The sequence below is a fragment of the Phyllobacterium zundukense genome, from assembly GCF_002764115.1.
Lineage (GTDB): Bacteria > Pseudomonadota > Alphaproteobacteria > Rhizobiales > Rhizobiaceae > Phyllobacterium > Phyllobacterium zundukense.
Genome location: NZ_CP017940.1, coordinates 2,715,381 through 2,742,379 on the forward strand (window position 1 = coordinate 2,715,381; position 26,999 = coordinate 2,742,379).

Consider the following 26,999-nt stretch of genomic DNA (forward strand, 5'->3'; position numbering starts at 1 on the left):
GATTTAGCCTCGTTGCTAAATCTTTAGAAAATCCAAGTGAGGGGATAATTCCGCGGGGCAAATCCCCTCTCTGGCGATTTCTAGCACTTAGCAAGAGCTAAGATGCTGAAATCGCTTTCTCCCCCACAAGGGGAGATAAGGGGGACGCGCTAACGTTTCTTCTTGGCGCGTCCGGCAAACGGGTTGTCGGAGGTGCGCAGCACCAGACGGATCGGCACGCCCGGCATGTCGAATGTCTCGCGCAGGCCGTTGGAAAGATAGCGCACATAGGATGTCGGGAAGGCTTCGGGACGCGAGCAGGAGATGACAAAGCCCGGCGGACGGGTCTTGACCTGCGTGATGTACTTGATCTTGAGGCGGCGGCCGGCAACAGCGGGCGGTGGATGATGCGTCGTCACGCCTTCCATCCAGCGGTTGAGGCGGCCGGTGGAAATGCGGCGGTTCCAGATCTCATCGGTACTGGCAACGGCGGCCATCAGCTTGTCGATGCCCTGGTTTCTTTCGCCGGAAATCGGCACGGCTCTGATGCCGCGGATCTGCGGCAGAAGCCGCTCGGTCTTTTCACGCAGGTCTGCGAGCACCATCTGGCGGTTCTCGACGAGGTCCCATTTATTGAAGGCGATGATCGGCGCACGGCCTTCGCGGATGATCAGATCGGCGATCTGCAGATCCTGCTTCTCAAAGGGGATTGTGGCGTCGAGCACGATGATGACCACCTCGGCGAAGCGGATGGCGCGCAGTGCGTCGCCAACGGAAAGCTTTTCCAGCTTACCCTGCACGCGGGATTTGCGCCGCAGGCCGGCCGTGTCGAAGAGCTTGATCTTGCGGCCGTTCCATTCCCAATCGACGGAAATGGAATCGCGGGTGATGCCGGCTTCCGGACCGGTCAGCAGGCGGTCCTCGCCGAGCATCGTGTTGACCAGCGTCGACTTGCCGGCGTTCGGCCGGCCAACGATGGCGATGCGCAGGGGCTTCGACGAATCATAGGCCGGAACTTCGTCGGCGTCCGGATCGTCGATATCGTCGCCGATCAGATCGTCCATTGAACGTGGCGTTGCCGGAATGGTGACGGCGACGGTATCGTCCGCGTCAGGTTTGACGTGTTCATCGGGGAAGACGCGTTCCTCGCCCATGATCTCGACGATCGCGTCGCGCAGATCGGGAAAGCCCTGACCGTGTTCCGCCGAGATCGGAGTGGGTTCACCAAGACCAAGCGCATAGGAATCATACATGCCGGATTCGGCGCCGCGCGCCTCGGCCTTGTTCGCCACCAGGATGACCGGCTTGCCGGAGCGGCGGACGAGATCCGCGAAGGTCACGTCGGTCGGGGTAATGCCTGCCTTGGCGTCGACAAGGAAGACGATGAGATCGGCTTCGCCGATAGCGAGTTCCGTCTGGGCACGCATGCGGCCCTCAAGCGATTCGCTGTCGACTTCTTCGAGACCCGCGGTGTCGATGACATCGAACTTGAGGTCGTAAAGCTTGGCGGCGTGGACGCGGCGGTCGCGGGTCACGCCCGGAAGGTCGTCCACAAGGGCGATCTTGCGGCCAACGAGCCGGTTGAACAGCGTGGACTTACCGACATTCGGACGGCCGACAATAGCGAGAGTGAAGCTCATCGGCTCAAATTCCTATCTAACTTAGCCGGCAGCAGCAGCGGTTGCGGCGCCGGTGCTCTTCAGCATATCGAGCATGGTGTCGGCAAACTGGCGCACATTGGCAGGCGCAGTCTGATCATCGGAGATCTGCTGGAACAGCTTGGATGCATCGGCACCTCGGCCAGCTTTCCAGGCGGCGAGGCCGAGCGCTTCGCGGGCAGAATGGCGCATCGGGTTGCTGTCGGAGGACAGTGCCTCGACGCGGCTCGCCACGTCGTCATAGGAGCCGGTATCGACAAGGATAAACGCAGCACGGAGCTTGGCAAGATCGCGAATGGCCTGCGGAATCGAGGTGTCGGCGGAAACCTTGTCGAAGGCTGCGACAGCACCGGCGAAATCACCCTTCTGGGCGATGACACCCGCTGCCCGCATGCGAGCCAGCACCGGATAGGCACCGTAGCCATCCTTTTCCAGCTGGTCGAGTGCCTTCAGCGCTTCATCATTCTTGCCGTCGCGGACAAAGTTGAGCGCGGCAAGAAACTGATCGCCCGACTGCGAAGCCTGCTTTTCCGTCCAGTATTCGTAGAAGGCAAAGACGCCGGTGCCGACGACGATGGCGACCACAGCACCGATGAGCAGCGAGCCATAACGGGTCCAGATCGCCTTCACCTTGTCGGAACGCAGTTCCTCATTTACCTCGCGGAAAAAGCCGTCGTCAGTCATGGTGCCTCTTGGATCGGCTCGCGCCGTCGGATCAATTGATAAAACGCGGCGCAGCCGGAGCCGCCCCGCGCATGGAGTTCAGGCGCTTTTAGTCGGAAAACTTGCAGGATGGTAGCCCTAAGTGAAAATTAGCACCCGCAGACCACTCGATTTCTCGCTTACATCGGTGGGACGCCGATCAAAAGTACGTGCAATTTCCACACGAAGAGTGCGTAGAGCACAAGGCCGACGACAATCGCGATGATGTCATTGGAGACAGGGCCGGCAACGATATAGGGCGCTGCGAGACCTGCCCGCTCCTGCCGCTTGATGGCGATGCGGTCGAAGACGGCCCACGCCAGGAACGAAAGAAACAGGATGAGCGAGGCAAGATCGCCATTGGCGAGCAGATGCGCCAGCGCCCAGGTCTTGATGGCGATGAGCATCGGATGCTTCAGCGCCGGTTTCATCTTTCCGGGCCTTGCAATGAAGACGCCAAGGAAGATGAAGGCGAAGAGCATCAGCAGTTCGGTGATGTGTTTCATCCACGCCGGTGGTTCGTAGATGATGGGTGCTTCGGGCCGGGCCATGCCGTAGCCCCAGACGAGGAGCACGAAACCGATGAGCGAAATCACCGAGTAGAGGCCCTTCCACTTCATCTCGCCCCACTCGGCAATCTTGGCGAGGCGCCACTCCGGTGCGACGATGCGCACCGAGTGTATTCCAAGAAAAACGATGATCCCAACTACCAGTACCAGCATGACCGCTCTCCCCGAATGATGGCGCAGACTATAGCGAGACTGGAATAGTTCCAAGCTGATCCCTTGCGGTGGATCGCCGCGTCCGATCATCGCCACAATTGAGCTGTAGCGACTTCGCTTCCCTCTCGGAGCCCTGTCTCAATTATCATGCGTTCGATTTGCACCGTTCTCGCTACGTCCCTGGCGTTCTCGCTATCCATGCCCGCCCTGGCCAATAGCGGCGCTGAGCTGCGCGGCTCGATCGGCGCCAAGCCGCAATATGTGCTGATCTCGTTCGACAATTCCGGCAGCAACGCGCTGTGGGATCGCAGCCGGGCGCTGGCCGAGCGCTCCAATGCGAAGTTCACCTATTTTCTGTCATGCGTGTTCCTGATCGACCATGGCGATCGCAAATCCTATCAGGCGCCGGGCGAGGCGCCGGGCCGCTCGAATATCGGCTTTGCCCTGTCGAAAGAGGATATCGCCAAGCGCCTGGACAATATCTGGCGCGCCCGCAACGAAGGCAATGAGATCGCCAGCCATGCCTGCGGCCATTTCGACGGCAAGACCTGGTCCAAGGCAGAATGGAAACGCGAACTGGCCACCTACAAACAGGTATTGCGGGACGCCTGGAGCAAATATGGCAGCGATCCCGAGCCTGAAGGCTGGAAAACCTTCGTGGACAGGGAAATACGCGGCTTCCGGGCGCCATACCTTTCAGAGAGCCCGGCGCTGATCTCCGCTCTCAGGGACATGGGCTATGTCTTTGACGGGAGCGGCGTTTCCAGAGGCCCTGCCCTGCCCGTCTACGCCAACGGCGTCTATCAATTCGGATTGCCGACCATCAATGAAGGTCCGCAAAACCGGCCGGTCATCGCCATGGACTACAATCTCTTCGTTCGCCATTCCGGCGGCTTCGAGCGCACCGATCATCTCAATGAATTCGAGAACCGCGCCTATGATGCATTCAAGGGCGCTTTTGACCGGCAATATCGGGGCTCACGCATTCCGTTCCAGATCGGCCTGCATTTCACCCTGATGAATGGCGATGCCTATTGGCGGGCACTGGAGCGATTCACCAGCGAGGTCTGCACCAAGCCGGACGTGCGCTGCACGACCTATAGCGAGTATCTGAAGGAAACGGGCGCCGTGACGCCTGTTGCAGGCACCGACCTGAAGTTGCCGGTAACGAGCGGCGGCATGTGACCGCCGCCCGTCACATCGCCAATATCAAACCTCTTCGGATTGCGTCTGCAGATAGCGCTGGTCGATCTCCGGCAGCGGTTCGTCGTAGATCACCGCCTCGAACGCCCGGAGACGCTTGTAGATAGACATCAGCTCGACGATGGTCGGCCACGAGTTCACAAGAAACTGGAATGACGATGTCACCTGCGAGAATGCATTGGAAATCTGGTTAAGCAGACCCAATGTGATTGTCCCCGCAATGATCGAGGGAACCATCAACACCAGAGCAAAAATATTATTCGTCTGCAGGTAGAGATAGCGGACCACATTGAAATAGACATAGTGGAAATAGAGCCGGAAATAGTTGCGGCGAACATTATTGAAAAGCTCTTTTACCGTCGGTGGCTGTGCACGGTCCTCGTGATCTTCGCCATACACAAGTTCCTTACGATAGGCTGCTTCAACGCGCTGGTTGCGGAACTGAAGACCCGGCAGCTTCATACCCACAATGGCAAGAACAACAGTACCGAACACCGCCCAGCAGATAGCAGCTATGACAAGCGGTTGTGAAACAGGGCCGAGGACCGGCAACTCAGTAATATGCGTTGAGAGACGGATCAAAAGCGGCATGAAGGCGATCAATGTCATGATCGAATCGATGAATGCGGTTCCGAGCCCCTCAACGATCGTCGAGAACCGCATTGTGTCTTCTTGAACACGCTGCGAAGCACCCTCGATATGTCGCAGCTTGGGCCAGTTCGCCATGTAGTATTCGTTCATGGCCGTTCGCCATCGGAAGACATAGTGACTGACCAGGAAAACCGTCAAAGCACTCACTGTCACCGCCACCAGGGCAATACCAAGAAAAGTGGCAATTTCAGCATATAGCGCACCAGTGCTCGATACATTCTGTTTGGATAGAATGCCTTGAATCAAATCCCAGAATGGACCGTACCAGTCATTGATGGCCACGCTCACCTGAACCTGAAAATAGGTGATGAACAGAATAAGAGCCGATCCCAAGATCGACCATACCTGCCAGCGATGCGGCGAGTAGACGAACCAAAATCCTGCGAAAATCACCGATACGAGCGCAAAATAGATATAGAACCAGATGAACGGTCTGGACCAGAAGCTGGAGATGCCAATGATTGGCGGTGCATCCGGCGCAGCAGGCGGCATTCCGAATGAAGCTCCCAAATTTCGCCCTGCATAAAACCAGAACAGCACAGCCGCTATCGACCAAAGTGCGGCCGAAATGAAGAAAAGCTTTGGTTTTGGAAAGAATGAGACAAACACGGTGGCAGGTTCCTCGAGTGAAAAGTCGCGATTCAGAATTGCTCTGAGCTGCACTTAACAGCACGAATAGGGCAAACCATGAACGGCAGCAATTAAATTGCTGTAATGATCAGAGACCCTTTGCCAATCCATCCGGACGGACATGTGATTGCAGCAATCTTTGGAGGAGGCCGAGAACGAGCGCGTCAAGTGGTCGAAGACCGATAAGCCTGCGCCATCCCTTACCCTCCCCCTCGTGGGGAGGGAGGCTGCGTAGCAGCAGGGAGGGGTATTGGGATTTTAGTCTTTAGAAGACCCCTCCCCGTCGCTTCGCTCCGTCCCTCCCAAGGGGGAGGGTAAGAAGTAATCCGCCTATTGAGTTCTTGCCGAAAACGCGAAAAGTGCCGCCACGACGAGGCCCGCCGCAGCAACCAGCGTGGCGGAAGTGAAGTTGCCGGTAATGTTGGCGAGGTAGCCGGCGATCAGCGGCCCAATGATCTGGCCGATGCCAAAAGCTGCCGTCATCACCGCCATGACCCGGCGCGGTGCGTTTGGCAGGAGGACACGTCCAGCCTGAAACCCGAAGGCCGTGATGACGATGAAGGTGAGGCCCAGCAGAACGCCGCCCAGCAAGGGACCAACGGGTGAAGGAAGCACAACGCTGGCAGCAACGCCGATAGCCTGAACCGCGCAGCCCAGTGCCAGAGCGACAAAGGGACCGACCCGCCGCAAGAGCGGCGTCCACAACCATACGGAGACGGCGCCGGTGGCGCCCGTCAGTAGCCACACCAGCGCTTCCATCCAGGCGCCGCCATGGCTGGTCCGGACAATGGCGATGATGAATGTTGCGGTGATGATGTAACCAAAGCCAAAAATGCCATAGGCGATGTTGATCTTGATGAATGCCGGCGTCCAGGTGATGGGCTCCTCCTCCACCGCCGAACCATTGCGTACCGGGCCCTGCCGGATCAGCGCCAGGACTGCGAGAAGCCCGAGTGTGGAAAGGATCGCAGCGCCAATCCAGTCTTCGCGCCAGCCAAGGCCATAGGCCGAACAGAATGCGACCAGCAACGAGGAAAACGCAATGCCGGTGCCAACGCCGCCGAAATGCAGAGCTTGCAGGTCCTGACGATTGGTCGCGGCAAGATGGCTGAAGACAATCGTCGCGGTGAACACGAGCATGAAGGCACTGGCCATGCCGGCGAAAAACCTGACCACCGAGAACATTATGACGCCGTCGCTGACACTCATGGCAAAGCACAGCGCGGCGCTCAGCGCCAGCGACAGATACACCAGTGGACGCTCGATTCCGGAGGCCCAGCCAAAACCTGCGATGACCGCGCCCAGGAGATAACCGACATAATTGGCCGAGGCGATGATGCCCGCATCGCCCGGCGTGAGACCCAGATCGCTCATCATGCCAGGCAGAATCGGGGTGAAGATAAAGCGGCCGATGCCCATGCCTATAGCCATTGCCACGAGACCGCCAAGGGCTAAGCGGACCGGAGAGGATGCGGGTGGATTCATGCGCGGGACATTATCGCCGCGCCATGCCGTGACAAACCAATTAATTTGATCGTCTGATTATTTTGAGTGATCGGTTGTGGCGTTGCGGTGCCAGCTCTCTTCGAAATATTCCCAACTCACAAGGAAAATTCAACCATCCGATCAGCCTCACTCCCCCGACGTGTGATGCGGTAGACTGCTGCCGGCGGCAGATTGCAAAAGGCGCGGCCAATGCAAGTCGCGTCGAGATCAAGCTGCTCAAGGAGGGCTTTCGGCACCGGGCAGCGGAGGCCGTACGTGAACTGGTAGAAAGCACCGTCGGAGCGCAGATTGTCAAAGGCACCGCCGACGATTGCTGCAACGTTTTCCGGCGGCATGCTCAGGAAAGGCAGCCCGCTGACGACGGCACCGGCCGGTTCAGCTTCGAACAGATCGTGCATTCCCAATTGGCATGCATCCATCTGCAGGATGCGCAGCCCGGGAAACCGCGCCTGAAGCAACCTTGCGAACTCTGCGCCATATTCGACCAGCGTCAGATTGTTTGGATTGACGCCGCGTTGAAGCAAGGCATTGGTGAAGACACCGGTGCCAGGCCCGAGTTCCAGAACGCCGCCGGTGGTGGCGCTTATCTCGCTCGTGATCAATCTTGCCAACGCCGCACCGGATGGCGCGATCGCGCTTACCCGAGACGGGTCTTTCAGCAATGCCCGAATGAATGTCCAAATTCCGCCTGTCGTCATTAACTTCGATCCCGTCCTGTTCCGGAGAGCATTCGTATGAAGCGCCTGGATTGAGGGAACATTGCGGTTTTCACGGAGAGCGGGAAAATTTCAGTTGCGGTTCTCAAGATGCGGCGGGAAGTTTTATGCTGAAGCAGGCACCGCCTGTTGCCGCGTCGACGATCATAACCTGCCCCCGGTGCAGGCGAACAATCTCGCGAACGAGATTGAGCCCGAGCCCAACGCCTCTGTCGCGGGCTTGAAGCCGGTGAAAAGGCTCAAACACCCGTTCACGCTGTTCCAATGGTACACCCGGACCCTCATCCGTGACCGAGATCGTCGCCGGTTTTTCCACGTTGATGGTGATGCTGCCCTTCCGCCCGCCATGCTGGATAGCGTTCTGGACGAGGTTGCTCAATGCACGTTCGAGCGAGGCCTGGTCGCCAATAACCATCGCCTGATCGGTCACCGCTTCGAAAGACAGGCTATAGCCGGCAGCGATGGCGAGTGGCGCAATATCAGCAGCAACCCGCTGGCCGATCGTCACCAGATCGACCGGCACAAAATCGCTGGCGTAGCGATTCATCCGCTGCAGATCCAGAAGCTGTTCCGCGAGGATGGAGAGACGGGCAACATCTTCGAGAAGACGCACGGTATCAGGGCTGGCAGGCAAGGTTTCGAGCCGGGTCTGCAGGATGGCTATCGGCGTGCGAAGTTCATGGGCAGCGTCAAGGAGAAAGCGTTTGTGCCGTTCGTATCCCTCGTCAAGCCGCCCCAGCGCATTGTTGACGGCAGTAACCAGCGGCGTCACTTCCATCGGCACGCCTGCCAGCGGCAGGCGGGCGCCCCGTTCATCAATATTGATCTTCTCGGCTTGGGCAGCGACTTCGCCCAGACCGCTATGCGCCTTGCGAACCACGAGCGGTGTCACGAAAAACGTCACCAAACCCATCAGGACGGTCAGGGGCAGGACAAAGCCGAGGAAAATCGTGCCGAGCGCAATGAACACCCGGCCAATATGGACGGCGCCGCCCGATCCGGCGAGAACCTGCACGCGTCCCGCTGCTGTATCCAGCCATTTCAACCGGGCTGTCTGGCGTACCGGCTGGCCCAAATTCCAGCCGAAGCGTGCCTGCCCGACGTCGAAGTGCGTAGCTCCGATTTTCTGATATTCGGGCGGGACAGCACCTTCCGAGATGGCATGACCTTCTGCGTCTCTGACGACAAACCAGAAGTCGGGAACCTCAGCGCGCTGTCGCTGGATCGAGGGGGTGTCGGTCACTGCCAACCCGCCGCCGGCGTCGCGTACTATTGCCGATTGCAACGCTTCGATGGTCTCGTCTTCGGCGTCGAGCGAAATGAGGTACCCATTCCACCACATGATCGTGATGATCAGAATGACGACGAGTGCCAGCAAGGCCGCCTGAAGAATGACGATGCTCTTAACCAGCTTCCATTTCAGCGAATGGGGCTTGGAGAGGTCCATCATGCCGAACGCTTCAACAGGTAGCCCACACCGCGAACCGCATGAATTTCAACGCCTGCATCCGCGTCGGTGAGCTTGCGGCGCAGCCGTGATACATGGGTGTCGAGGGCATTCGACTGGATTTCGTCATCCATGCTGTAGACCATTTCTTCCAGGGTCGAGCGCAGCACTGTGCGCCCCATGCGCCGCAACAATGCCTCCAGCACGAGCAGTTCACGGCGCGGCAGTTCAAACCTTTTGCCACTGACGCTGGCTTCGCGATGCATGAGATCAAGGGAGAGCTGGCCGAGCTTCAGGACTTCCGCGGGCATGTTTGGCGGGCGGCGAAGCACCGCACGCAGCCGCGCGAGCAGTTCATCAATGGCAAACGGCTTGCCAAGATAGTCGTCGGCGCCATGGTCCAGCCCTGCAATGCGGTCCGCCAGATCGCCGCGCGCCGTCAATACAATTACCGGCACGCCGGCACCCTTGGCGCGCAATCCCGGAACCATGGTGAGTCCATCGCCGTCGGGCAATTGCCGATCGAGCAGAATGGCATCATAGACGTTGACGGCCACCGCCTCTTCGGCATCGGCAAGCGTCGCGACATGGTCGACCACCATGTCATAGTGCTTCAACGCGTCTGCCAGCGCAGCCGCCATTTCAGGCTCGTCTTCGACCAGCAAGATCCGCAATGCTTCAACCCCGATGTGAACTTGTAACCGGCTAACGCTAGGTCATGCACATTGTGGAAAGGTTGCGCAACTGCGGCGGTTGCCAATTGCAGGATTTTTGGTGGGTTGCATATACTTAGGAAATATCCTAAGTATTAAGAGACCAAATGGAGGATCCAGCATGAACGGGCTTTCTGTGGGCACAGCGCCCCGCGTTCCCCCCATCGATGGTATCTTCCGCGCGCTGTCCGACCCGACACGCCGCCAAGTGCTGGAGCGCCTCACCCGTAGCCCGGCATCCGTCAGTGAGCTCGCCGAACCCTTCGACATGGCGCTGCCCTCCTTCGTCGAGCATTTGAAGGTCCTCGAAGTCTGCGGACTGGTGAGCTCCAGAAAGGCAGGGCGCGTGAGAACCTACCGGCTTGCTCCCGAGTCCATGCGGCTGGCGGAGGACTGGCTGGCAACGCAGCGCACACTATGGGAGCGCCGCCTCGATCAACTCGACGATTATCTCATTGAACTCAAGGAGCAGAACACATGACCCGTCCTTCAATCGTGAAACCGGATCCGAAGCTCGACCTCGTTCTCGAGCGCGTTGTCGATGTGCCGTGCGAGCTCGTGTGGAAAGCCTGGACGACGCCCGAGCATGTCGCCAAATGGTTCACGCCGAAGCCCTGGTATATTTCGGACTGCGAGATCGACCTGTGTCCCGGCGGCATATTCCGGACGGTTATGCACGGGCCCGATGGCGAACAATCGATCAACCACTTCTGCTATCTGGAGATCGTCCCGAATGAGCGGCTGGTGTGGACCGACGCCCTCTTGCCCGGATACCGCCCCTCAAAGGAACCATTCCTGACTGCAGTCATCACGCTTGAGCCGCATGGAAGCGGGACAAAATACACCGCGATGGCGATGCACCGCGATGAAGCGATCAGACAGAAGCACGAGGAGATGGGCTTCCACGACGGCTGGGGAACGGTTCTCGACCAGCTCAAGGATTATATCACGACGACGATGTGAGCTGGGATCTGATCGAAATCATGCCTCAGCGGCCGGCTGTGATGCGCCGTCCGTCAGTGATGATACAAGCCTCGGGCGGTGATTGGCCGTCGAGGACAGCGACAACGGATTCTGCGACGACCATGTTGGTCCGGGCGAGCCCTTCGACGGAGGAGGCGGCGGAATGCGGCGTTGCGATCACATTTGGGAGCGCTATGAGTTCTTCCGAAACAGGCTTGTACGCCGGATCGCTTTCGCTGAGATAAACATCAAGCCCAGCGCCGGCGAGCCGGCCTGCCTTCAATGCGTGCAGGAGGGCCTCGTCGTCGACGAGGCCGCCACGCGCGGTGTTGACCAGAATGCCCGTGGGCTTCATGAGCGCAAGTGCATCGCGACCTATCAGGAAACGCGTTTGCGGCGTTAAAGGCGCGTGCACTGTTACATAATCGCTCTGCCGAAGCAGCGTTTCCATCTCGACATAGGCGATGTCATTTGCCTTGCCATAGTCGTCATCCGGGCGTGGATGGCAGACTAGAATACGCACCTCGAAACCCTTCAGCCGCTGCACCAGACTTTTCCCGATGCGCCCAAGGCCAACAATGCCCACTGTCTTTCCGAATAGATCGGAGCTCATCAGGATCGACCAGTTGCCGGCGAGCATCCGGTTTTGCGATTCGCGCAGGCGCCTTGCAACGGCCAGCATCAAGCCAATCGTGTGGTCGGCAACCGACGCATCATTGCCGCCCGCACCGATGGTAAGGACGCGGCCAAGGTCTCTCACGGCATCGACGTCGATACGCTCGTAACCTACGCCGCGCCGCGCCAGGACCTGGAGATCGGGCAGAGCCGTCAACAGGTCGCGCGTGGCATATGCCTGGCCAACGATCCAGCCAGCGGCTCCCTGTAACAGATTGATCAGTTGCTCCCCTGTCAAACTGCTGTCGGGTGGTCCCTTTGCAATTTCAACCTCGCACCCATGGTGCCTCAGGTAGCCGATCGCTGCTTCATCGAAAAACGGCGCGGTGACGACAACCCGTCTTGGCGTTCTATTCATAGGGTCAGGACCTATCCAGGTGATGCTATGGACGTTACAGGCTTTTTCTCACTCGATAGTTCCCGCCACCGGCAAGCGATTGATTCTAACGGAAGGTAAATCTTTGCCACAAGAGCTGCCGTCACCTGTACCATCGCAAAATTTCAGCTGTCGTCTTCATTGGAGAAATTCACCCCTTTTTGCAAACGGTCTGTCGCCGGAAACAGCGTTTAAGATTTTGGCTTGCTGGACTACAAATCACAACACGTAATCTGCCCTCAAGCCTAGGAGCAACCCGTCCTGCCTACCCGGATCAACCGCCTGACCCCGTTGCCTGAAAACGTGCTGAGCCTGTCGGTGTCGCGGCGCGCATGGAATGGCGTGAGCGTCGACATCGCCGAATTTCATTGCGGGGGCCGGGTGGCTCATCACCTGTGCTACGAGAACGAAACCCGCCTCAGCGTTCTGCTGGAAGAGGTTGGAAGCCACTGTGAGCCGCGCCTGCGCGAAGACCAACCCTGCCCGATCGGCTATATGCCGAGGCACATGCACTTCGCGCCGGCCGGCATGGAGATGTGGGGCTACAGCGCCGACGCCCGCTTCGTCAAGGACGCCACGTTGACCTTCGATCTTGCGGTGCTGGGCGACCGGCTGGCCACCAAATTCAACGCCGATACGACCGCCGCGCCGCGGCTGCGCTTTTGCGACGATCGCATCTGGACGCTGGTCAAGCTGCTCTCCGATGCGGTGAACGACCGAGATCCGTCGACGCAACTCTATGGCGACGGGCTGACCGCCGCGATCGTGGCGCGGCTCTTCGCCGATCGTCCGGAGCCTGGAGAGGATGGTTCGGGCCTGGCTCCCTGGCAGCTTCGGCGTATCGTCGAGTATCTGGACGCACACCTGCCTGAGCGCGTCGACCTCGCCCATCTCGCGGCACTGGCGGACCTGTCGCAGTCACATTTCAGCCGGGCATTCAAAGCCTCGACGGGGATGGCACCCTATCGCTGGCAACTCGACGCGCGCGTCCGGCGCGCACAGGCCCTGCTGATCGATAGCCATGCCTCGCTCGATCAAGTGGCCGAGGCCACCGGGTTTGCCGACGCGGTACATTTCGGCCGGACGTTCCGGAAACTTACCGGAGCAACGCCAGCGGCGTGGCGGCGCGACCGGAAAAACTGATCACGATTCCGTAGCCGATTCGGACTGGCAATCGCAGAATCGAACAGTGTCTTCCGCAAAGCGGCAGGGCAATATTCGCTCGACCGGACAGGCGAGCGAAAAACCGTATTCAGCGTTTGATGACATTCGTCCTTCGGAAACCCTGATCCAGAAGGCGGAAGATGATCCCAGAATTTATCGACTATGACAGCCCGATGCAGGCGAACCTTGCGCAGGTGTTCGGCGAGCGCGACGCCTCCCGCCGGACGAACGCCATCGCAGAGATCTACGCCGACGACGCGGTGCTGCATGAACCCCATGCCTCGGCGGCCGGCCATGCCGCCATCAGTCGGGCGGTGGATGCGCTATTGTCTAGCCTGCCGCCAAACTTCGTCTTTACTGCGATTGGCCCCGCCGTCGGCCACCATGGCGTCGGGCGACTGCGCTGGCAGTCCGGTCCGCCCAACGGTCCCGCAGCCGTGACCGGAACCGATGTCGCCCGGATTGAAGGCGGCCTCATCCAAACCCTCCACGTGTTTCTCGACCCCACCGGCGCCTGAGTCGCCACCTGCATATCCCAAGGAGTTCCCATGCCTAAGACCGGCCTCGACGCACTGCTTCGTCCTGAAGACAGCATCCTCGTACTGATTGACCATCAGCCCTATCAGTTCACCAATCTGAACAGCCACGAGCCGACGCTGATCATCAACAACGTCATCGGCCTCGCCAAGACGGCGAAAGTCTTCAACGTGCCGACGATCCTGACCACGGTGATCGAGGAACGCGGCGGTTACCTGATCAAGGGTCTTCAGGACGTCTTTCCGGAGCAGAAGCCGATCGACCGCACCTTCATCAACACCTGGGAAGATCCGAAAGTCACCGACATCGTCAAGAAGAGCGGGCGCAAGCAGCTCGTGCTGGCCGCACTCTACACCGAGATCTGCCTCGCCATGCCGGCGATCCAGGCACTCGATGAGGGATATGACGTCTTTATCGTGACCGACGCCTCCGGCGGCGTCACGGCGGAAGCCCACGACATGGCCGTGCGCCGCATGGTCGCCGCCGGTGCGGTGCCGATCACCTGGCTTGCAGTGCTGGGCGAATGGCAGCGTGATTGGGCGCGCGAGGAGACCGCTGCGGGCGTTGCAGGCGTCGTTCTCGAACATGGCGGAGCCAGCGCCGTAGCTCTGGCGTGGGAACTGCAGCTTCTCGCCGGGCGCGCCGGCGCGGGCGTATAGCAGGTCCCGCGCTCCGATCGGATGATCGGTCAGACCGTCACGACAATCTTGCCGAATTGTTCGTTCGACTCCAGAAAGCGATGCGCCTCGACGATCTGGTCGAACGGAAATGTTCTGGCGATTACCGGCTGGAGCGAACCCGACGTCAGCCCGTCAAGGATGAACGTCTTGGCGGCTTCCAGCCGTGCAGGATCCCTGACGATTTCGTGGATGAGGTAACCGCGCAGGGTGAGGCTCTTGCTCAGCACGGCGAATAGGGGGAAGGGTGTCGGCTCGGGGCTCAGGCCGCCATATTCGATGAGAATGCCACCTCGTGACATTGCGGCCGTCAGCGGCTCGAATGATGGGCCGCCAACCGCGTCGAACACAACCCTTACGCCCTCCGGGCCGGCGATTTCCTTCAGCCGCGCTCCCAGATCTTCCTCCGCTGAAGCAATGACATGCCCTGCGCCGTACGCGAGCAGGTCCTGCTTCTTGCCAAACGTCCGTGTGACGGCGATCGTAGTCGCACCAACCATGTTGGCGATCTGGATCGCGGCAAGTCCGACACTGCTTGAGGCGGCGGTAATGACAACAAAGTCTTCACTGCGGAGTTTGGCAATGTCGATCAGTGCGCCGTAGGCGGTGATATATTGCATCCAAACGGCTGCCGCCCGGTCCCAGCTTAGCGATGACGGGTGCTTGACGACGAGTTCAGCAGGATATGTGGCGAGCTCCCCATAGGCCGGCCAGCGAACCATCGACAATGGCGGGACGACGCTAACGGCGTCGCCTGGCGCAAAACCGTCCACGCCTTCGCCAACCGTTTCGACAACGCCCGCTGCCTCGAGGCCAAGACCGGAGGGCAATGGCGGCGTCTCGATATAAGAGCCCGAACGTATCAAGGCCTCGGCCCGGTTAAGGCCCAGTGCCTTGACACGGATTTGAATCTCGCCGCGACCGGGCATCGCAACATCGACGTCCTCAATGCGCAGAACCTCGGGACCACCATGCTCATGAAAGCGCACAACTCGTGCCATATGCCGTTACTCCAAAATATTTGAACATAATAAGCTATGACAGTGGACACAGAGCCAATAAATAGCTCCGTATGAACAACAGTCGAAACGGAGAGTTTTAAATGGATCGTCTTATGAGCATGGCCGTGTTCGTCAAAGCCGTGGACCTGGGCTCCTTTGCGGCCGCCGCGGCCGCACTCGATCTATCCGGACCAATGGTGGGCAAGCATGTCCAGTTTCTTGAACAGCGTCTCGGCGTGCGCCTCATCAACCGGACCACGCGCCGTCAGAGCCTGACAGAGTTCGGGCGTGCCTACTATGAACGGTGCCAGGTTGTGCTAGCTGAAGCTGAAGCCGCGGATGCGCTCGCGGCCGATCATCTTTCCGAACCCTGCGGAAGGCTGCGTGTCACCATGCCGGCATTATTCGGCCGGCGCTGCGTTGCCCCCATCCTGCTGGAGCTTGCACAGCAATATCCCATGCTGGAACTTGATCTGTCGTTCAGCGACCGCATCGTTGACCTTGCGGAGATTGGCTACGATCTTGCCATCCGGACCGGCAATCTGGAGGCCAAGCCCGGGTTGATGGCGCGCCGCGTCGCGCGCCAGCGCATGGTCGTCTGCGCGTCGCCATCCTATGTCGAGATGCATGGCCGCCCGCTGCAGATAGAGGACCTCAGCAAGCACCGTGCCATCATCTACAGCCGGTCCGGCCGGACCGGCCCATGGCTGTTTCCGCGCAATGATCAGCCTCCGGTGGAGGTCGTACCGGTCAGCCGCCTACGACTCGACGACATGGATACGATCGCCGATGCCGCGACAGCCGGCATGGGGCTCGCCTGGCTTCCACGCTGGCTCATCAAGGAGCGCATCGAGGCGGGGGGACTTGTCCCGTTATTGCCGGATCAGCCGGAATTTCTTTACGACTGTTACGCGCTATGGCTGCAAACACCTCATCTGCCGCGGAAGGTCCGGCTTGCTGTCGATGCCCTGATAGCTGGATTGCCCAAGTTCATGATGTGAATGCGCTTGAGCGTTGGGGGACGTGGGCAACGCTTCATGTGAAGCTTAGCCGGGCTGAATCCTCACATCGGCGGCATCTTCTCGAATTTAGGCAGGGTTGGATCGACATGGTCCCAAGCATAACCGCGCACACCATACGTCACCACTTGCGGCTTGTATTGGCTTGGATCGTCAAGGCTTGCGGCATGCACTGTAAACAGATCAGGCATGGCGGCAAACGTCAAATAGACCGGCGATCCGCAGGCGGGGCAGAAGGAGTGAGTTTTCACGTTGCCGCTATCGCCAACGATGTCCCAATGCTTCGCATCGCCTTCGAGTTTCACGTCCTCCTTGCCCGGGAAGGTCAGATAAGATCCGTGCCCGGTGCCACTTTTCCGCTGACAATCGCGGCACTGGCAGTCGTTCATAAAGATCGGTTCAGCAGAAATTTCATAACGGATCGCGCCGCAGGCGCATCCGCCGGTATAAAGCTCGCTCATTGTGTTTTCCTACTTATGAAGTGTTGTGAGTTATTTAGCTCTTGCCGTATTCGTCGTGGCGGCGCCACCAGACGTCCGTCTCATTACGCCCCCTAGGTGCGCGGTCGAGCCACTGGTACATCCCCCAGAGCCCGTCCACTCCGCGCGAATAGGCGGAATAGGTATGGTAGATAACGCCGTCCTCGAGCACAAAGGCGCTCATCCCCGGCCTCTCACGCGTGTAGGTCGCCGCATCGGTCCCGGACATGGCCGCGAAGGGGTCATCTCCCCCGGAGGCGGCTTCCAGTTTCGCTTCGCGCACATAGTTGTATTCTATGCCCTCGCGCTGCTGCTCGGGCGTAAACGAGACATTGAAGTCGAAATTGAAGTCACCGCCGTATGACGACGCCCAGGGGAAGGTCCAGTCCAATCGCTGCTTGTAAGCCTGCAGCTTGGCCAGCGGCGCACGCGACACCGCCGAAAACGCGACATCGTGGTTCTCCAGATGGTCGACGATGCCGTTAAACCCATCTGCGATCGCCGAGCAGGAAGGACATCCCGCCGCGTAGTCGGGGCCGAACATGAAATGGTAGACAAGGAGCTGCGAGCGCCCCTTGAAGAGGTCCGCCAGCGAGGCACTCCCTGCGTCGGTCTCGAAGCGATATTCCTTGTCGATCCTGACCCACGGCAACTCCTGCCGGCGACGCGCCAGCGCGTCGCTGCGGCGCGTTAGCTCCTTTTCCTCCTTGAGCAGCGTAAGCCGAGCTCGTAGCCACTCATCCCGCGAAACGACTTGATTCTGCATAACTACCTCCTCTTTGCTGAGATGCCTGCCTCTTTCGAGTGCTGGCTCGCGCCAACATTCGACGCGATCAGCGCTTCAACGGGCTTAGTGCAGTTTTTTCGAAGACATCTGCTCGTCGACGATAGCGCCGAGGCGCGGGACAACTTTCTTCCAGCCTTCGCTCATACTGTTGAAAGCAGTATCGTTCTTCGGGAGCACGAAACCGGAATGAACAAGGCGAACGCGTGTTCCGTTTTCAGCCCTGGAGAGGATCCAGGTGACGACAGTGTCCAGCTTTGAACCGTACCCGACGTTTCCCTCGTGGCCGCCTTTCCACGCATAGACAAGGCGCTCGTTCGGCTTCACCTCCAGTACCTGGCAGCGAATTACGCCGTCCCATTCGCCAGCCGGCGTCGTCTGGAACGTGAACTGCTTGCCCTCCACGGGCTCGAACCCGGTCGGCGCCATCATCCAGCGTGCGATCAAGTCGCCGGTCGTCAGCGCTTTCCAGATCGTCTCCGGCGCATGGGCGAAGATCTCGTCGACAACAATATCTTGCGTGCCAGACTTCAATGCGACGTCATTCATGGATCAATCTCCTTCAGGAGGGTTCGGAGGTCGGCGAACCGCTCGCGCCAGAAGACGCCGTAGTGGTTCATCCAATCGACGAGCGGTTCGAGGCCTTCAGGCTTTGCGCGGTAATAGACGTTCCGGCCCTCGGGTCGCTCGGCGACCAAGCCGGCCTGCTTCAACGACTTGAGGTGCTGGGAGATGGCGCCCTGCGTCACTCCACTCCCCCGCGTCAGCTCGACCACGGTAATCTCATCAGAGATGACGACACGCTCGAATATGGCTCGCCGGGTGGGATCGGCAAGCGTGCGCATGACAGCGTTGATGGTGGCGGCTTCAATCATGTCAGATACATTAGTTTATGCTAATTAATTAGTCAATGCTAATTTGTTTTCGCGAGCCAGCCACGCTCCCGCTTGACTAACACATATCCCGTCAGTTATAGATCAGATCAATAGCCAACGAGTTATGTGTCATGATGCCGAATGGTCACGACGTGCTTTTCAGAACGCTCGCCGATCCGACCCGGCGGGCTCTCTTCGAACGACTGTGCCGCGAAGGAGAACAGACGGTCGGGGCTCTGACGGCTCGGGCCGGGGTTTCGCAACCCGCCGTCTCAAAGCATCTTGGGGTCCTCAAGCAGGCCGGGCTGGTGCGCGACCGCCACGAAGGCCGCCAGACGCACTATAGCGCGCAGCTCGGCGCCCTAGCCCCGCTGATCGACTGGACAAGCCAGATGGCCGGGTTCTGGGAAACCCGGTTCGACGACCTCGAAGACCTGCTCAAAAGGATGGACCAATGACCAGTATTGCGACCGAAATGCGCTCCGTCGTGGTCGAACGGGAGGTGCCTTTCCCGCCGGAAAAGCTCTGGCGCGCGCTCACGCAACCACACCTGATCGCGGAGTGGCTTATGAAGAACGACTTCAAACCGGTCGTGGGCCACAGTTTCAATCTTACCGGAGACTGGGGCGGCGTATTGGACTGCGAGGTCCTCGCCGTCGAGCCTAACAAAACGTTGTCCTATACCTGGAATTTTACGCACGACGATGCGGCCTACAATCTGAGAAGTGTGGTGACCTTTACTCTCACCCCGACGAGCACGGGCACTCACCTGCGCATGGAGCAGTCGGGGTTCCGCCCGGATCAGAAGCAGGCTTACGGAGGCGCCAAGGTCGGATGGCAGCAGTTCGTTGCAAACCTGGAGCAGGTCTTGGCGCGGATGGAATAAGGCCGCCAGGCGGGTTTGTCCCATCCGCTTCGACACATCTTCAAAGGAGGTCCCAATGAATTGGAACAAGTATATTCGGCAGATCCACCGCTGGCTGTCCATTGCCTTTACAGTGACCGTCATCGCCAACTTCGTCGCCATGGGGCTGGGCGCGCCTCCCGCCTGGGTGGTCTACTCGCCACTGGTCCCGCTCTTCCTGCTGCTGTTTACCGGCCTTTACATGTTCGTATTGCCGTATGCTGCCAAGTGGCGCAGCGCGCAAAACACCGGCGGATAGGAGTGAACGCAATGGCTGGCAAGACGCCCAAGATCTCGGCGGAGGCCGCAAAGAACGCCACCGCGAAACCGCCCCTCCTCTCGGGCGGCAACCCCCAGATCGCGAAGGGCTACGGCGACGCCCCCGTGCAGGCTTACATCGCGGCCATGCCGGGCTGGAAAAGCGATGTCGGGCGCCGACTCGACGCGCTCATCGTGCGCACCGTCCCCGGCGTGAGCAAGGCAGTCAAATGGAACTCGCCGCTGTATGGAATCGAGGGTCAGGGCTGGTTCCTCGGCGTCCATGTCTTCACGAACTATGTCAAAGTGGCCTTCTTCCGCGGCATGTCGCTGCGTCCCGTTCCACCCGGCGAGTCAAAGCAGAAAGAAGTGCGCTATCTCAACATCCATGAGGACGACCCGTTCGACGAAGCTCAGCTCGCCGACTGGGTGAAGCAGGCCAGCCAATTGCCCGGCGAACGAATGTGAGCGGCGGACGGGCGACAACCACCATGGAGAAGAGCATGAGCGACCCGAAGCAAGGAGACGGAGGAGCCTCTCCCTCTCAGTTGATAGATGCGAGAATCCAGGAGCTGAGCGATTGGCGGGGCGAGATGCTCGCGCGGGTCCGGAGCCTCATGAAGCAGGCCGAGCCTGACGTGGTCGAGGAATGGAAATGGCGAGGGGTTCCGGTGTGGTCGCATGCCGGAATAATCTGCACCGGCGAGACGTACAAGAGTGCCGTGAAACTGACCTTCGCCAAGGGCGCCTCATTGGAGGACCCTTCGGGCCTCTTCAACTCCAGCCTCGAAGGCAATACCAGGCGCGCCATCGATTTCCACGAGGGTGACAAGATTGATGAAAAGGCGTTGAAGGCGCTCATTCGGGCCGCCGTGGCACTGAATATTTCGGTGCAAACGGCCCGCACCCGGAAGAAACCAAAGAGCGCTTGAGGAGCCGGTCAGGGCTCGTTCAGGAGCCCTCCCCCTGGAAGCTAGACCTCGGTAGGTTTGGCACGCAACGCTTCCTCAAATGCACTGACGATGGCCTTGATCAGGCGTTCCGTGATCCTGTCCCTTTGCCACAATGCGGTCATCTCGACGGGAGACGGCTGCCAATCAGGCAGGACGGGAACGAGTGCGCCGGTTGCTATGGCGTCCTCGATCAGGAACTTGGGCAGATTGGCGATGCCAAGACCGGCACGGACAGCGTCGACAAGAATGGTCTGGCGGTTTGCGGCGAAGCCAATCCTCGGACGGACGATTGCGCGTGTCCCATGAACACTTTTCAGATCCCATTCGATCAGATCGCGGCGGATCGCGAGAGCCGGCAGCATTTCCAGGTCCTGTGGAGTGCTCAGATCGGAATGTTGAGAGAGAAACGCGGGGCTCGCGACCAGCGCGCGCGGCAAATTGGCGATTTTCCTGAACATCAGTTCGGAGTTCGCAACCGGTCCCATGCGAACGACGAGATCGTATCCTTCTTCGATGAGTGAGACCCCGCGATCCGCAAGCGTCATCTCTATTGTGACGTCGGGATATCTGGTCTTGAAGCCGATAAGAGCGGGGGCAAGAACCGCGGTCGCCATGTCTGGGGGAAGCGACAAGCGAACTGTGCCCGACAGTGCGACGCGGTCATCCTGAACCTCGGCAACAGCCTGCTCGGCCAGCATGAAAGCGGTCTGGCCGCGCTCGAAGAGTTGTTGCCCCTGTTCGGTCAGCACCACTCCCTTCTTTGTCCGGCGCGCAAGCCGGACGTTCAGGGTCTCTTCCAGCGCTGATAGCCGGCGCGAGAGCGTGGCTTTGGGGATGCCCGTCGCACGCTCGGCCGAAGCCAGCCCGCCAGCCTGAACGATGCGGATAAACAGCGCGAGGCCGTCAAAGTCGCCAAACGTTTTCATGTTCCATTTATGGAACATCATGACAACAAATATCAAGTCTCCTCAAGCATTAGTTCCAACTGTACCTTCCAGAACGAGCAATGACGCTCACAGCGAGCACAGGAGATTAGCCATGACCACCACATTCACCCCAGAGAACTCGGCGCTTCTGCTGATCGACCATCAGATCGGTACGATGCAGCTCATCAAGAACATCGACGTCGAGCAGGCCAAGCGCATGTCGCTTGCGCTGGCAAAGACCGCCAGCATCCTTGGCATCCCGACCGTGCTGACCTCCAGCCAGGAAGATCGTCTGCAAGGCCCGCTGCTGCCGGAGTTGAAGGACATTCTGCCGGAGGCTTTCGAAAAGCGCGTCAAGCGCGAAGGTATCGTGAACGCCTGGACTGACGCTAATTTCAAGGCGGCCGTCGAGGCGACGGGGCGGAAGAACCTGATCATGGCCGGCGTGACGACCGACGTCTGCCTCGTCTTCCCGGCGATCGACGCGGTTGGCGAAGGCTATAACGTGCAGGCCGTCATGGACGCTTCGGGATCGCCGTTCGAGCTTTCCGAGGACATGTCGCGCCGCCGCATGCAGGACGCCGGCGTCATTCTGACCGCAACCAACACCATGATCGCGGAACTCGCCCAGAACTGGGGCACGCCTCAGGGCCAACAGCTTATCCAGCTGCTGTTCACCGAGGTTCTTCCGCCCATCCAGTCGTAACCGATATCCAGTCCGCACGAAGCCAGGAGTACAGACCATGACCATGGAAGCAATGACCAAAGAAACGGTGAAATTCGTCTCGCCCGACACCCATCTGGTAAGGGATCATGGCCCATTCCAACTCCGTCGCATCCGCCCCGGTGCCACATTGGGACGGACGATGCTGGTTTCGGCGGGCTCGGCCTCATTGATCATGCCCGGCTGCAGCCCGGCCTCGTCGTAAAGATGCACGAGCATCGTAACGATGAGATCATCAGTTATCTGCGCTCGGGCCGCATGCAGCACACGGACTCAGCCGGTCGGAGCGAGGTCATCTCGCCCGATCGTTTGATGGTGATGAACGCCGGGGCAGGTTTCTCACATGAAGAAGCGGTGCTCGGGGACGATCCAATCGAGATGCTTCAGATCTTCGTGCGGCCTGAAGCCGCCAATCTTGAGCCAGGCGTCCAGTTCGTCACTCTCGACAAAACCGAGAGCATCGATCACTGGCGGCTTCTGGCGGGTCCGGCGGGCTCGGCGGCACCGAGCTTCGTCCGCCAGGCCATTTATCTCTACGATACCCACCTGTCGGCGGGTGGAAGCATCGACCTGCCGACGATCCCGGGGTTCGATCGCTGGCTGTATGTTTTCCGAGGCGCGGTATCGGTCGGAGACAAACAAGCCGAAACGCATACTGCATTAACGATCAGCGCCGACCAAATCACGTTTGAAGTGACGGCGAGCCAGGAGGCGGACTTGGTCCTCTTTTTGGTCGACCGGCAGGCCCCTTTTTCCCGCGCAGGCACGATGAGCGGGTGATCGTCGGCCAACGGCCGCCGCGCCGATCTGCCGGAGATTCAGTTGCCGCTCAGCTTCTGGCGCGTCCGGTCATGGATTTCCGTGACTTCCGGCGTCAGATTCTCATTGCAAATCAGCCATCTCGTACAGCGGACGGATTTCGATCTCGCTCGGTCCCGGCATGGGATTGGGGCAGCGCTTCACCCAAGCGACCGCCTCGTCCATGTCCTTGACGTCCCAAAGCCAGAAGCCGGCGACCAGCTCGCGGGTTTCGGCGAAAGGCCCGTCGATGACCGTACGGCCGGGCCCATCGAAGGCAACACGCTTGCCCAGCGAGGAGGGTTTGAGGCCGTCGGCGTCGAGCAAGATGCCGGCACTGCGAAGCTCGTCATTAAATCTGCCCATCGCTTCCATCATCTCGTTCGTCTCGGGCGTGGGGAAAAAGCCCTTTTCGCTGTCTTCGGTCGCCTTCACCAACACCATTACACGCATCATCTGTCTCCTTGTTTAAGCCGGCCTCACTGACCTGGCATCGGAACGACGAACGGGGTTGCCGGAAATCGACAGCGTGCTGCAATTTTTTTCGACGATTGACGCACAGGACGCGAATGGCCGCTTCCAGGTCAGGGATCGCGATGGCGCGATGACCGAGATTGGGCGCACACCCGGCAGTACCCCCGATACCCACGGCACTAGCGCAGAATGTCGAGGTAATGCGGCACCGTCTGGTCAGGAACGACGAGCATTCATTGTCTCGGAGCGAGGCCATCAAGCAGGAAGTCGAGGCCTTTCCTGAAAGCACCGTCCCAATCGCTGTCCAACAGCAGACGAGAGCGTTCGATTGTCGGGTAGTGTTCGCTGAGACGTGTAAGGCGTTGCTGCGCGGCGGCCCTGTCGTCGTCCGAGAGGTCGAAGTTCGCCCGGGTGATGGTAGCGCCTATCACAAAGTTCCAGAGCGACCATATCGCGACGTTCAAATCTGCGTCCGCGACACCGGCTGTGGACAAGGCCTTGCTCAGCAGTTCCAGGCGACTGAGGATGTTCGGGCCGAGCGCCCGGCGCGGTAACAGCGATGCCGACCAAGGATGGCGCAGCATGCTGGCGCGCCAGTCTTCGAGCATATGAACGACTTCCCCGCGCCAGTCTTGAGACTCAACTATTTGCGGCGGCCCGCGATATTCGAGCACCGAATCGAGTGCCAGATCAAAGACCTCCTCTTTGTTGTCGACGTGCCAATATAGGCTCATCGCGCCCGAGCCGAGGCGATCGGCAAGCCGACGCATCTTCAATCCGTCGACCCCTTCGGTGTCCAGCAGTTCTATCGCTGTTGCCACGATACGTTCCAGAGAGAGAGGCGGTTCACTGCGCGGCTCCTGCCCGGACTGGAGTGACACACCTATCCGTTGAGACCGTTTGCCCTGAGCGCCGCTACGTTTGGCTGCCATCCGTCTTCCTTGCTGATCAGAACGTCGATTTAAGCCGACATGCGACAAATGTCGATCCGGAACGCTTGACTCGTACGGCGTACGATGCAATCGAATCGTACAACGTACGAGTTAATCATATGCGCGACGGGTTAACGTTCGATCCTGCAGGCCGCGAGGTATTGTTGCTCGCAGTCCTCAGAGCCAAGGGAAAATCATGTCACGCGCAATCAAGCATCTGCTTATCGGAGGGCTAATCATCATGACCATGGGAGTTCCCACTGCGACGACAGCGAATGAGAATGATCTCAAGCTGACCATCGTCAATCCACGAAACCTCTACGACCCGACGCCGAATGGCTACAGCACGGCAGTGATTGTGCCCCGCGAAGCCCGAGTGGCCTACATCTCCGGACAGGGCGGCCAGGACAGCACCGGAGCCTTATCGCCCGACTTCGCTGTGCAGGTTAAGCAGGCCTACGCAAATTTACGCACCGCGCTTGAGGGGATCGGTGCGAAACCGGATCAGGTAGCCAAGCTCACGGTCTTCGTGGTCGATCACGATATGTCCAAGCTTGAGGTGTTGACCAGGAACGTGAAGGAAATGTTCGGCGAGGCGCTGCCGGCGCAGACTCTGATTCCCGTTCCCAAGCTTGCAATTGACCCGATGCTTTTCGAGGTAGAGGCCGTCGTCATTCTGGAATAGTGGCGGCGACGGATCGGGCGCGGTTGCCAACGGTGATGGCGGTACCGATGCGTACATATGGGGAATGTCGTCGGGCCAGCAAGCAATGTCCGCTCGTGGCGCAAAAGCTGACCCGCCTATTGGTGCGCTGTCATACGCTAGAGCGCTCTCGTCCGGTAGTCGCTTTACGCCGCCCGGGGATTGGGCGCAGATCGAATCTGCCAATTTCGAGAGACCAATGCCACTCAGCGGAGTTAGGGACAAGCAGGAACGGCGGCGAAATCGCCGCCGAAACTATGCTATTGCCGCCGTTTGTGTCCGTCACTCCCACTCGATTGTGCCTGGCGGCTTTGACGTCACGTCGTAGACGACGCGGTTGATGCCCTTGACCTCGTTGATGATACGCGTTGCCGCCTGGCCGAGGAAGCTCATGTCGTAATGGTAGAAATCGGCGGTCATGCCGTCTACAGAAGTTACAGCGCGCAGGGCGCAGACGAATTCATAGGTGCGGCCGTCGCCCATGACGCCAACGGTCTGTACCGGCAAGAGCACGGCAAAAGCCTGCCAGATGACATCGTAGAGGCCGGCCTTGCGGATCTCGTCGAGATAGACCGCATCGGCTTCGCGCAGGATTTCCAGCTTCTCGCGGGTGATGCCGCCGGGGCAGCGAATGGCGAGACCTGGTCCCGGGAAAGGATGGCGGCCGATGAAATGATCCGGCAGGCCAAGCTCCTTGCCGAGCACACGAACCTCATCCTTGAAGAGTTCGCGCAGCGGTTCGACCAGCTTCATGTTCATGCGGTCCGGCAGGCCGCCGACATTGTGATGCGACTTGATCGTCACCGACGGGCCGCCCGTGAAGGACACGCTTTCGATGACGTCGGGATAAAGGGTCCCTTGCGCGAGGAAGTCGGCGCCGCCAAGCTTTTTGGCTTCTTCTTCAAAGACTTCGATGAAGAGCCTGCCAATTGTCTTGCGCTTCTTTTCCGGGTCGGATTCGCCTTCGAGCGCGCTGATGAAGCGCTCGGACGCATCCACAAGAATGAGTGGCAGGTTGTAATGTTCGCGGAACATGGCGACGACGTCCGCCGCCTCGTTCTTGCGCATCAGGCCATGGTCAACGAGGATGCAGGTCAGCTGGTCGCCAACCGCCTCGTGGATGAGCAGGGCTGCGACGGAGGAATCGACGCCGCCGGACAGCGCGCAGATCACCTTCTTGTCGCCGACCTGCTTACGGATGGCGTCGACCGCATGTTCGCGGTACGCATGCATGGTCCAGTCGCCCTTGATGCCGGTGATGCGGTGGACAAAATTTTCAAGGAGTTTCGCGCCGTCTGGCGTGTGCACCACTTCCGGGTGGAATTGGACGGCGTAGTATTTTCTGGCTTCGTTGGCGATCGCCGCAAAGGGCGCGCCTGTCGATGTGCCGACAACCTTGAAGCCATCGGGTATTTCCACAACGCGGTCGCCGTGGCTCATCCAGACCTGATGGCGTGTGCCCTTGGCCCAGACACCCTCGAACAGCGCGCATTCCTCCTGAATGTCGAGGAAGGCGCGGCCAAATTCGCGGTGATGCCCGCCCTCGACCTTGCCGCCGAGCTGCGCGCACATGGTCTGTTCGCCGTAGCAGATGCCGAGAACCGGAATGTTGGCTTCGAAGATTTGCTGCGGTGCGCGCGGGCTGCCGATATCGACCGTGGAATGCGGGCTGCCGGAAAGGATAACCGCCTTGGGGTTGATGCGGCGGAAAGCTTCATCAGCGGATTGAAACGGAACGATCTCGGAATAGACACCGGCTTCGCGCACACGGCGCGCAATCAGCTGCGTTACCTGGCTGCCGAAATCGACGATGAGGACTGTATCGGGATGAGTGGGTGTGTTCATGGCGG

The 26,999-nt window shown here is 59.5% G+C and carries 34 protein-coding genes; 16 read left to right on the forward strand and 18 right to left on the reverse strand.

Features of this window, described 5'->3' with window-relative positions; translation table 11 throughout:
• Window positions 1-149: 149 nt before the first annotated feature.
• The 3 genes from der to BLM14_RS13620 all read right to left on the reverse strand — a co-directional run bounded on the left by der (window position 150) and on the right by BLM14_RS13620 (window position 3,061).
• Window positions 150-1,619 (reverse strand): ribosome biogenesis GTPase Der, encoded by a 1,470-nt coding sequence (der, locus tag BLM14_RS13610; protein WP_099999847.1) that lies wholly within the window; start codon window positions 1,617-1,619, stop codon window positions 150-152.
• A gap of 21 nt (window positions 1,620-1,640) precedes the next feature.
• On the reverse strand, window positions 1,641-2,321 hold the full coding sequence (locus BLM14_RS13615) for a tetratricopeptide repeat protein (protein WP_099999848.1): 681 nt from the start codon (window positions 2,319-2,321) through the stop codon (window positions 1,641-1,643).
• Window positions 2,322-2,479: 158 nt separating this feature from the next.
• Complete coding sequence (locus BLM14_RS13620) at window positions 2,480-3,061, reverse strand: NnrU family protein (RefSeq protein ID WP_099999849.1); 582 nt, start codon at window positions 3,059-3,061, stop codon at window positions 2,480-2,482.
• Between the two features lie 147 nt (window positions 3,062-3,208).
• Here BLM14_RS13620 and BLM14_RS13625 point away from each other — a divergent pair, with 147 nt between their 5' ends.
• Window positions 3,209-4,246, forward strand: coding sequence for a polysaccharide deacetylase family protein (locus tag BLM14_RS13625; protein WP_099999850.1), 1,038 nt, complete (start codon window positions 3,209-3,211; stop codon window positions 4,244-4,246).
• 24 nt (window positions 4,247-4,270) lie between these two features.
• Here the strand turns inward: BLM14_RS13625 and sbmA are convergent, their stop codons facing one another.
• From sbmA to BLM14_RS13650, 5 genes are all read right to left on the reverse strand, one after another.
• Window positions 4,271-5,524, reverse strand: coding sequence for a peptide antibiotic transporter SbmA (gene sbmA / locus BLM14_RS13630; RefSeq protein ID WP_099999851.1), 1,254 nt, complete (start codon window positions 5,522-5,524; stop codon window positions 4,271-4,273).
• A 351-nt stretch (window positions 5,525-5,875) separates the two neighbouring features.
• Window positions 5,876-7,030 (reverse strand): YbfB/YjiJ family MFS transporter, encoded by a 1,155-nt coding sequence (locus tag BLM14_RS13635; protein WP_099999852.1) that lies wholly within the window; start codon window positions 7,028-7,030, stop codon window positions 5,876-5,878.
• A gap of 116 nt (window positions 7,031-7,146) precedes the next feature.
• Window positions 7,147-7,749 carry a class I SAM-dependent methyltransferase gene (locus BLM14_RS13640; RefSeq protein WP_099999853.1) on the reverse strand — a complete coding sequence of 201 codons (603 nt, stop codon included), beginning with the start codon at window positions 7,747-7,749 and terminating at the stop codon, window positions 7,147-7,149.
• 103 nt (window positions 7,750-7,852) lie between these two features.
• Window positions 7,853-9,217 (reverse strand): sensor histidine kinase, encoded by a 1,365-nt coding sequence (locus BLM14_RS13645; RefSeq protein WP_099999854.1) that lies wholly within the window; start codon window positions 9,215-9,217, stop codon window positions 7,853-7,855.
• Window positions 9,214-9,888: a response regulator transcription factor gene (locus BLM14_RS13650; protein WP_099999855.1), complete on the reverse strand. Its 675-nt coding sequence runs from the start codon at window positions 9,886-9,888 to the stop codon at window positions 9,214-9,216. Before BLM14_RS13650 ends, BLM14_RS13645 begins: the two co-directional genes overlap by 4 nt.
• 160 nt (window positions 9,889-10,048) lie before the next feature.
• Between BLM14_RS13650 and BLM14_RS13655 the strand changes: the two genes are divergently transcribed.
• Both BLM14_RS13655 and BLM14_RS13660 read left to right on the forward strand, forming a co-directional pair.
• Entirely contained in the window at window positions 10,049-10,408 is a 360-nt protein-coding gene (locus BLM14_RS13655; RefSeq protein WP_099999856.1) for an ArsR/SmtB family transcription factor, read from the forward strand.
• Window positions 10,405-10,890, forward strand: a complete 486-nt coding sequence (locus BLM14_RS13660) for an SRPBCC family protein (protein ID WP_099999857.1) — start codon at window positions 10,405-10,407, stop codon at window positions 10,888-10,890. Before BLM14_RS13655 ends, BLM14_RS13660 begins: the two co-directional genes overlap by 4 nt.
• A gap of 25 nt (window positions 10,891-10,915) precedes the next feature.
• On the opposite strand, the gene BLM14_RS13665 is transcribed toward BLM14_RS13660, so the two are convergent.
• A complete protein-coding gene (locus BLM14_RS13665; protein ID WP_099999858.1) occupies window positions 10,916-11,923 on the reverse strand; it encodes a phosphoglycerate dehydrogenase in 1,008 nt (335 codons plus the stop codon).
• Window positions 11,924-12,232: 309 nt separating this feature from the next.
• On the opposite strand from BLM14_RS13665, the gene BLM14_RS13670 reads away from it, so the two are divergent.
• The 3 genes from BLM14_RS13670 to BLM14_RS13680 all read left to right on the forward strand — a co-directional run bounded on the left by BLM14_RS13670 (window position 12,233) and on the right by BLM14_RS13680 (window position 14,301).
• Window positions 12,233-13,084 carry a helix-turn-helix domain-containing protein gene (locus BLM14_RS13670; RefSeq protein ID WP_237143367.1) on the forward strand — a complete coding sequence of 284 codons (852 nt, stop codon included), beginning with the start codon at window positions 12,233-12,235 and terminating at the stop codon, window positions 13,082-13,084.
• 161 nt (window positions 13,085-13,245) lie between these two features.
• Window positions 13,246-13,623 carry a nuclear transport factor 2 family protein gene (locus tag BLM14_RS13675; protein ID WP_099999859.1) on the forward strand — a complete coding sequence of 126 codons (378 nt, stop codon included), beginning with the start codon at window positions 13,246-13,248 and terminating at the stop codon, window positions 13,621-13,623.
• 30 nt (window positions 13,624-13,653) lie between these two features.
• Window positions 13,654-14,301 carry a hydrolase gene (locus tag BLM14_RS13680; protein ID WP_099999860.1) on the forward strand — a complete coding sequence of 216 codons (648 nt, stop codon included), beginning with the start codon at window positions 13,654-13,656 and terminating at the stop codon, window positions 14,299-14,301.
• A gap of 29 nt (window positions 14,302-14,330) precedes the next feature.
• Here BLM14_RS13680 and BLM14_RS13685 read toward each other — a convergent pair whose 3' ends face one another.
• Entirely contained in the window at window positions 14,331-15,320 is a 990-nt protein-coding gene (locus BLM14_RS13685) for a zinc-dependent alcohol dehydrogenase family protein (RefSeq protein WP_099999861.1), read from the reverse strand.
• A 101-nt stretch (window positions 15,321-15,421) separates the two neighbouring features.
• Here BLM14_RS13685 and BLM14_RS13690 point away from each other — a divergent pair, with 101 nt between their 5' ends.
• Entirely contained in the window at window positions 15,422-16,321 is a 900-nt protein-coding gene (locus BLM14_RS13690; protein ID WP_099999862.1) for a LysR family transcriptional regulator, read from the forward strand.
• Window positions 16,322-16,383: 62 nt separating this feature from the next.
• Here BLM14_RS13690 and BLM14_RS13695 read toward each other — a convergent pair whose 3' ends face one another.
• The 4 genes from BLM14_RS13695 to BLM14_RS13710 form a co-directional block, all read right to left on the reverse strand.
• Window positions 16,384-16,800 (reverse strand): GFA family protein, encoded by a 417-nt coding sequence (locus BLM14_RS13695; RefSeq protein ID WP_099999863.1) that lies wholly within the window; start codon window positions 16,798-16,800, stop codon window positions 16,384-16,386.
• 34 nt (window positions 16,801-16,834) lie between these two features.
• A complete protein-coding gene (locus tag BLM14_RS13700; protein WP_099999864.1) occupies window positions 16,835-17,584 on the reverse strand; it encodes a DUF899 domain-containing protein in 750 nt (249 codons plus the stop codon).
• Between the two features lie 84 nt (window positions 17,585-17,668).
• Entirely contained in the window at window positions 17,669-18,151 is a 483-nt protein-coding gene (locus tag BLM14_RS13705) for an SRPBCC family protein (protein WP_099999865.1), read from the reverse strand.
• Complete coding sequence (locus BLM14_RS13710) at window positions 18,148-18,477, reverse strand: ArsR/SmtB family transcription factor (RefSeq protein WP_099999866.1); 330 nt, start codon at window positions 18,475-18,477, stop codon at window positions 18,148-18,150. The genes BLM14_RS13705 and BLM14_RS13710 overlap by 4 nt, the downstream gene beginning before the upstream one ends.
• A gap of 134 nt (window positions 18,478-18,611) precedes the next feature.
• Between BLM14_RS13710 and BLM14_RS13715 the strand changes: the two genes are divergently transcribed.
• The 5 genes from BLM14_RS13715 to BLM14_RS13735 are packed head-to-tail and all read left to right on the forward strand — an operon-like array spanning window position 18,612 to window position 20,571.
• Entirely contained in the window at window positions 18,612-18,935 is a 324-nt protein-coding gene (locus BLM14_RS13715; RefSeq protein WP_100001316.1) for an ArsR/SmtB family transcription factor, read from the forward strand.
• A complete protein-coding gene (locus BLM14_RS13720) occupies window positions 18,932-19,363 on the forward strand; it encodes an SRPBCC family protein (protein ID WP_099999867.1) in 432 nt (143 codons plus the stop codon). Before BLM14_RS13715 ends, BLM14_RS13720 begins: the two co-directional genes overlap by 4 nt.
• A gap of 55 nt (window positions 19,364-19,418) precedes the next feature.
• Complete coding sequence (locus BLM14_RS13725; RefSeq protein ID WP_099999868.1) at window positions 19,419-19,640, forward strand: hypothetical protein; 222 nt, start codon at window positions 19,419-19,421, stop codon at window positions 19,638-19,640.
• An 11-nt stretch (window positions 19,641-19,651) separates the two neighbouring features.
• A complete protein-coding gene (locus BLM14_RS13730) occupies window positions 19,652-20,107 on the forward strand; it encodes a DUF1801 domain-containing protein (protein WP_099999869.1) in 456 nt (151 codons plus the stop codon).
• 35 nt (window positions 20,108-20,142) lie between these two features.
• Complete coding sequence (locus BLM14_RS13735) at window positions 20,143-20,571, forward strand: DUF1801 domain-containing protein (RefSeq protein WP_237143368.1); 429 nt, start codon at window positions 20,143-20,145, stop codon at window positions 20,569-20,571.
• Between the two features lie 41 nt (window positions 20,572-20,612).
• On the opposite strand, the gene BLM14_RS13740 is transcribed toward BLM14_RS13735, so the two are convergent.
• A complete protein-coding gene (locus tag BLM14_RS13740; protein ID WP_100001319.1) occupies window positions 20,613-21,518 on the reverse strand; it encodes a LysR family transcriptional regulator in 906 nt (301 codons plus the stop codon).
• Window positions 21,519-21,630: 112 nt separating this feature from the next.
• On the opposite strand from BLM14_RS13740, the gene BLM14_RS13745 reads away from it, so the two are divergent.
• From BLM14_RS13745 to BLM14_RS13750, 3 genes are read left to right on the forward strand one after another with little or no spacing between them, the layout of a single operon-like run.
• Window positions 21,631-22,224: an isochorismatase family protein gene (locus tag BLM14_RS13745; RefSeq protein WP_099999870.1), complete on the forward strand. Its 594-nt coding sequence runs from the start codon at window positions 21,631-21,633 to the stop codon at window positions 22,222-22,224.
• A 37-nt stretch (window positions 22,225-22,261) separates the two neighbouring features.
• Entirely contained in the window at window positions 22,262-22,447 is a 186-nt protein-coding gene (locus tag BLM14_RS31830) for a hypothetical protein (protein WP_237143369.1), read from the forward strand.
• Between the two features lie 2 nt (window positions 22,448-22,449).
• Entirely contained in the window at window positions 22,450-23,022 is a 573-nt protein-coding gene (locus tag BLM14_RS13750; RefSeq protein WP_237143370.1) for a pirin family protein, read from the forward strand.
• 102 nt (window positions 23,023-23,124) lie between these two features.
• On the opposite strand, the gene BLM14_RS13755 is transcribed toward BLM14_RS13750, so the two are convergent.
• Window positions 23,125-23,493 (reverse strand): YciI family protein, encoded by a 369-nt coding sequence (locus BLM14_RS13755; RefSeq protein WP_099999871.1) that lies wholly within the window; start codon window positions 23,491-23,493, stop codon window positions 23,125-23,127.
• Window positions 23,494-23,747: 254 nt separating this feature from the next.
• Window positions 23,748-24,446 (reverse strand): TetR/AcrR family transcriptional regulator, encoded by a 699-nt coding sequence (locus BLM14_RS13760; RefSeq protein ID WP_099999872.1) that lies wholly within the window; start codon window positions 24,444-24,446, stop codon window positions 23,748-23,750.
• Window positions 24,447-24,642: 196 nt separating this feature from the next.
• Here BLM14_RS13760 and BLM14_RS13765 point away from each other — a divergent pair, with 196 nt between their 5' ends.
• Window positions 24,643-25,131, forward strand: coding sequence for a RidA family protein (locus BLM14_RS13765; protein ID WP_099999873.1), 489 nt, complete (start codon window positions 24,643-24,645; stop codon window positions 25,129-25,131).
• Between the two features lie 300 nt (window positions 25,132-25,431).
• On the opposite strand, the gene guaA is transcribed toward BLM14_RS13765, so the two are convergent.
• Complete coding sequence (gene guaA, locus BLM14_RS13770) at window positions 25,432-26,994, reverse strand: glutamine-hydrolyzing GMP synthase (RefSeq protein WP_099999874.1); 1,563 nt, start codon at window positions 26,992-26,994, stop codon at window positions 25,432-25,434.
• Window positions 26,995-26,999: the final 5 nt, after the last annotated feature.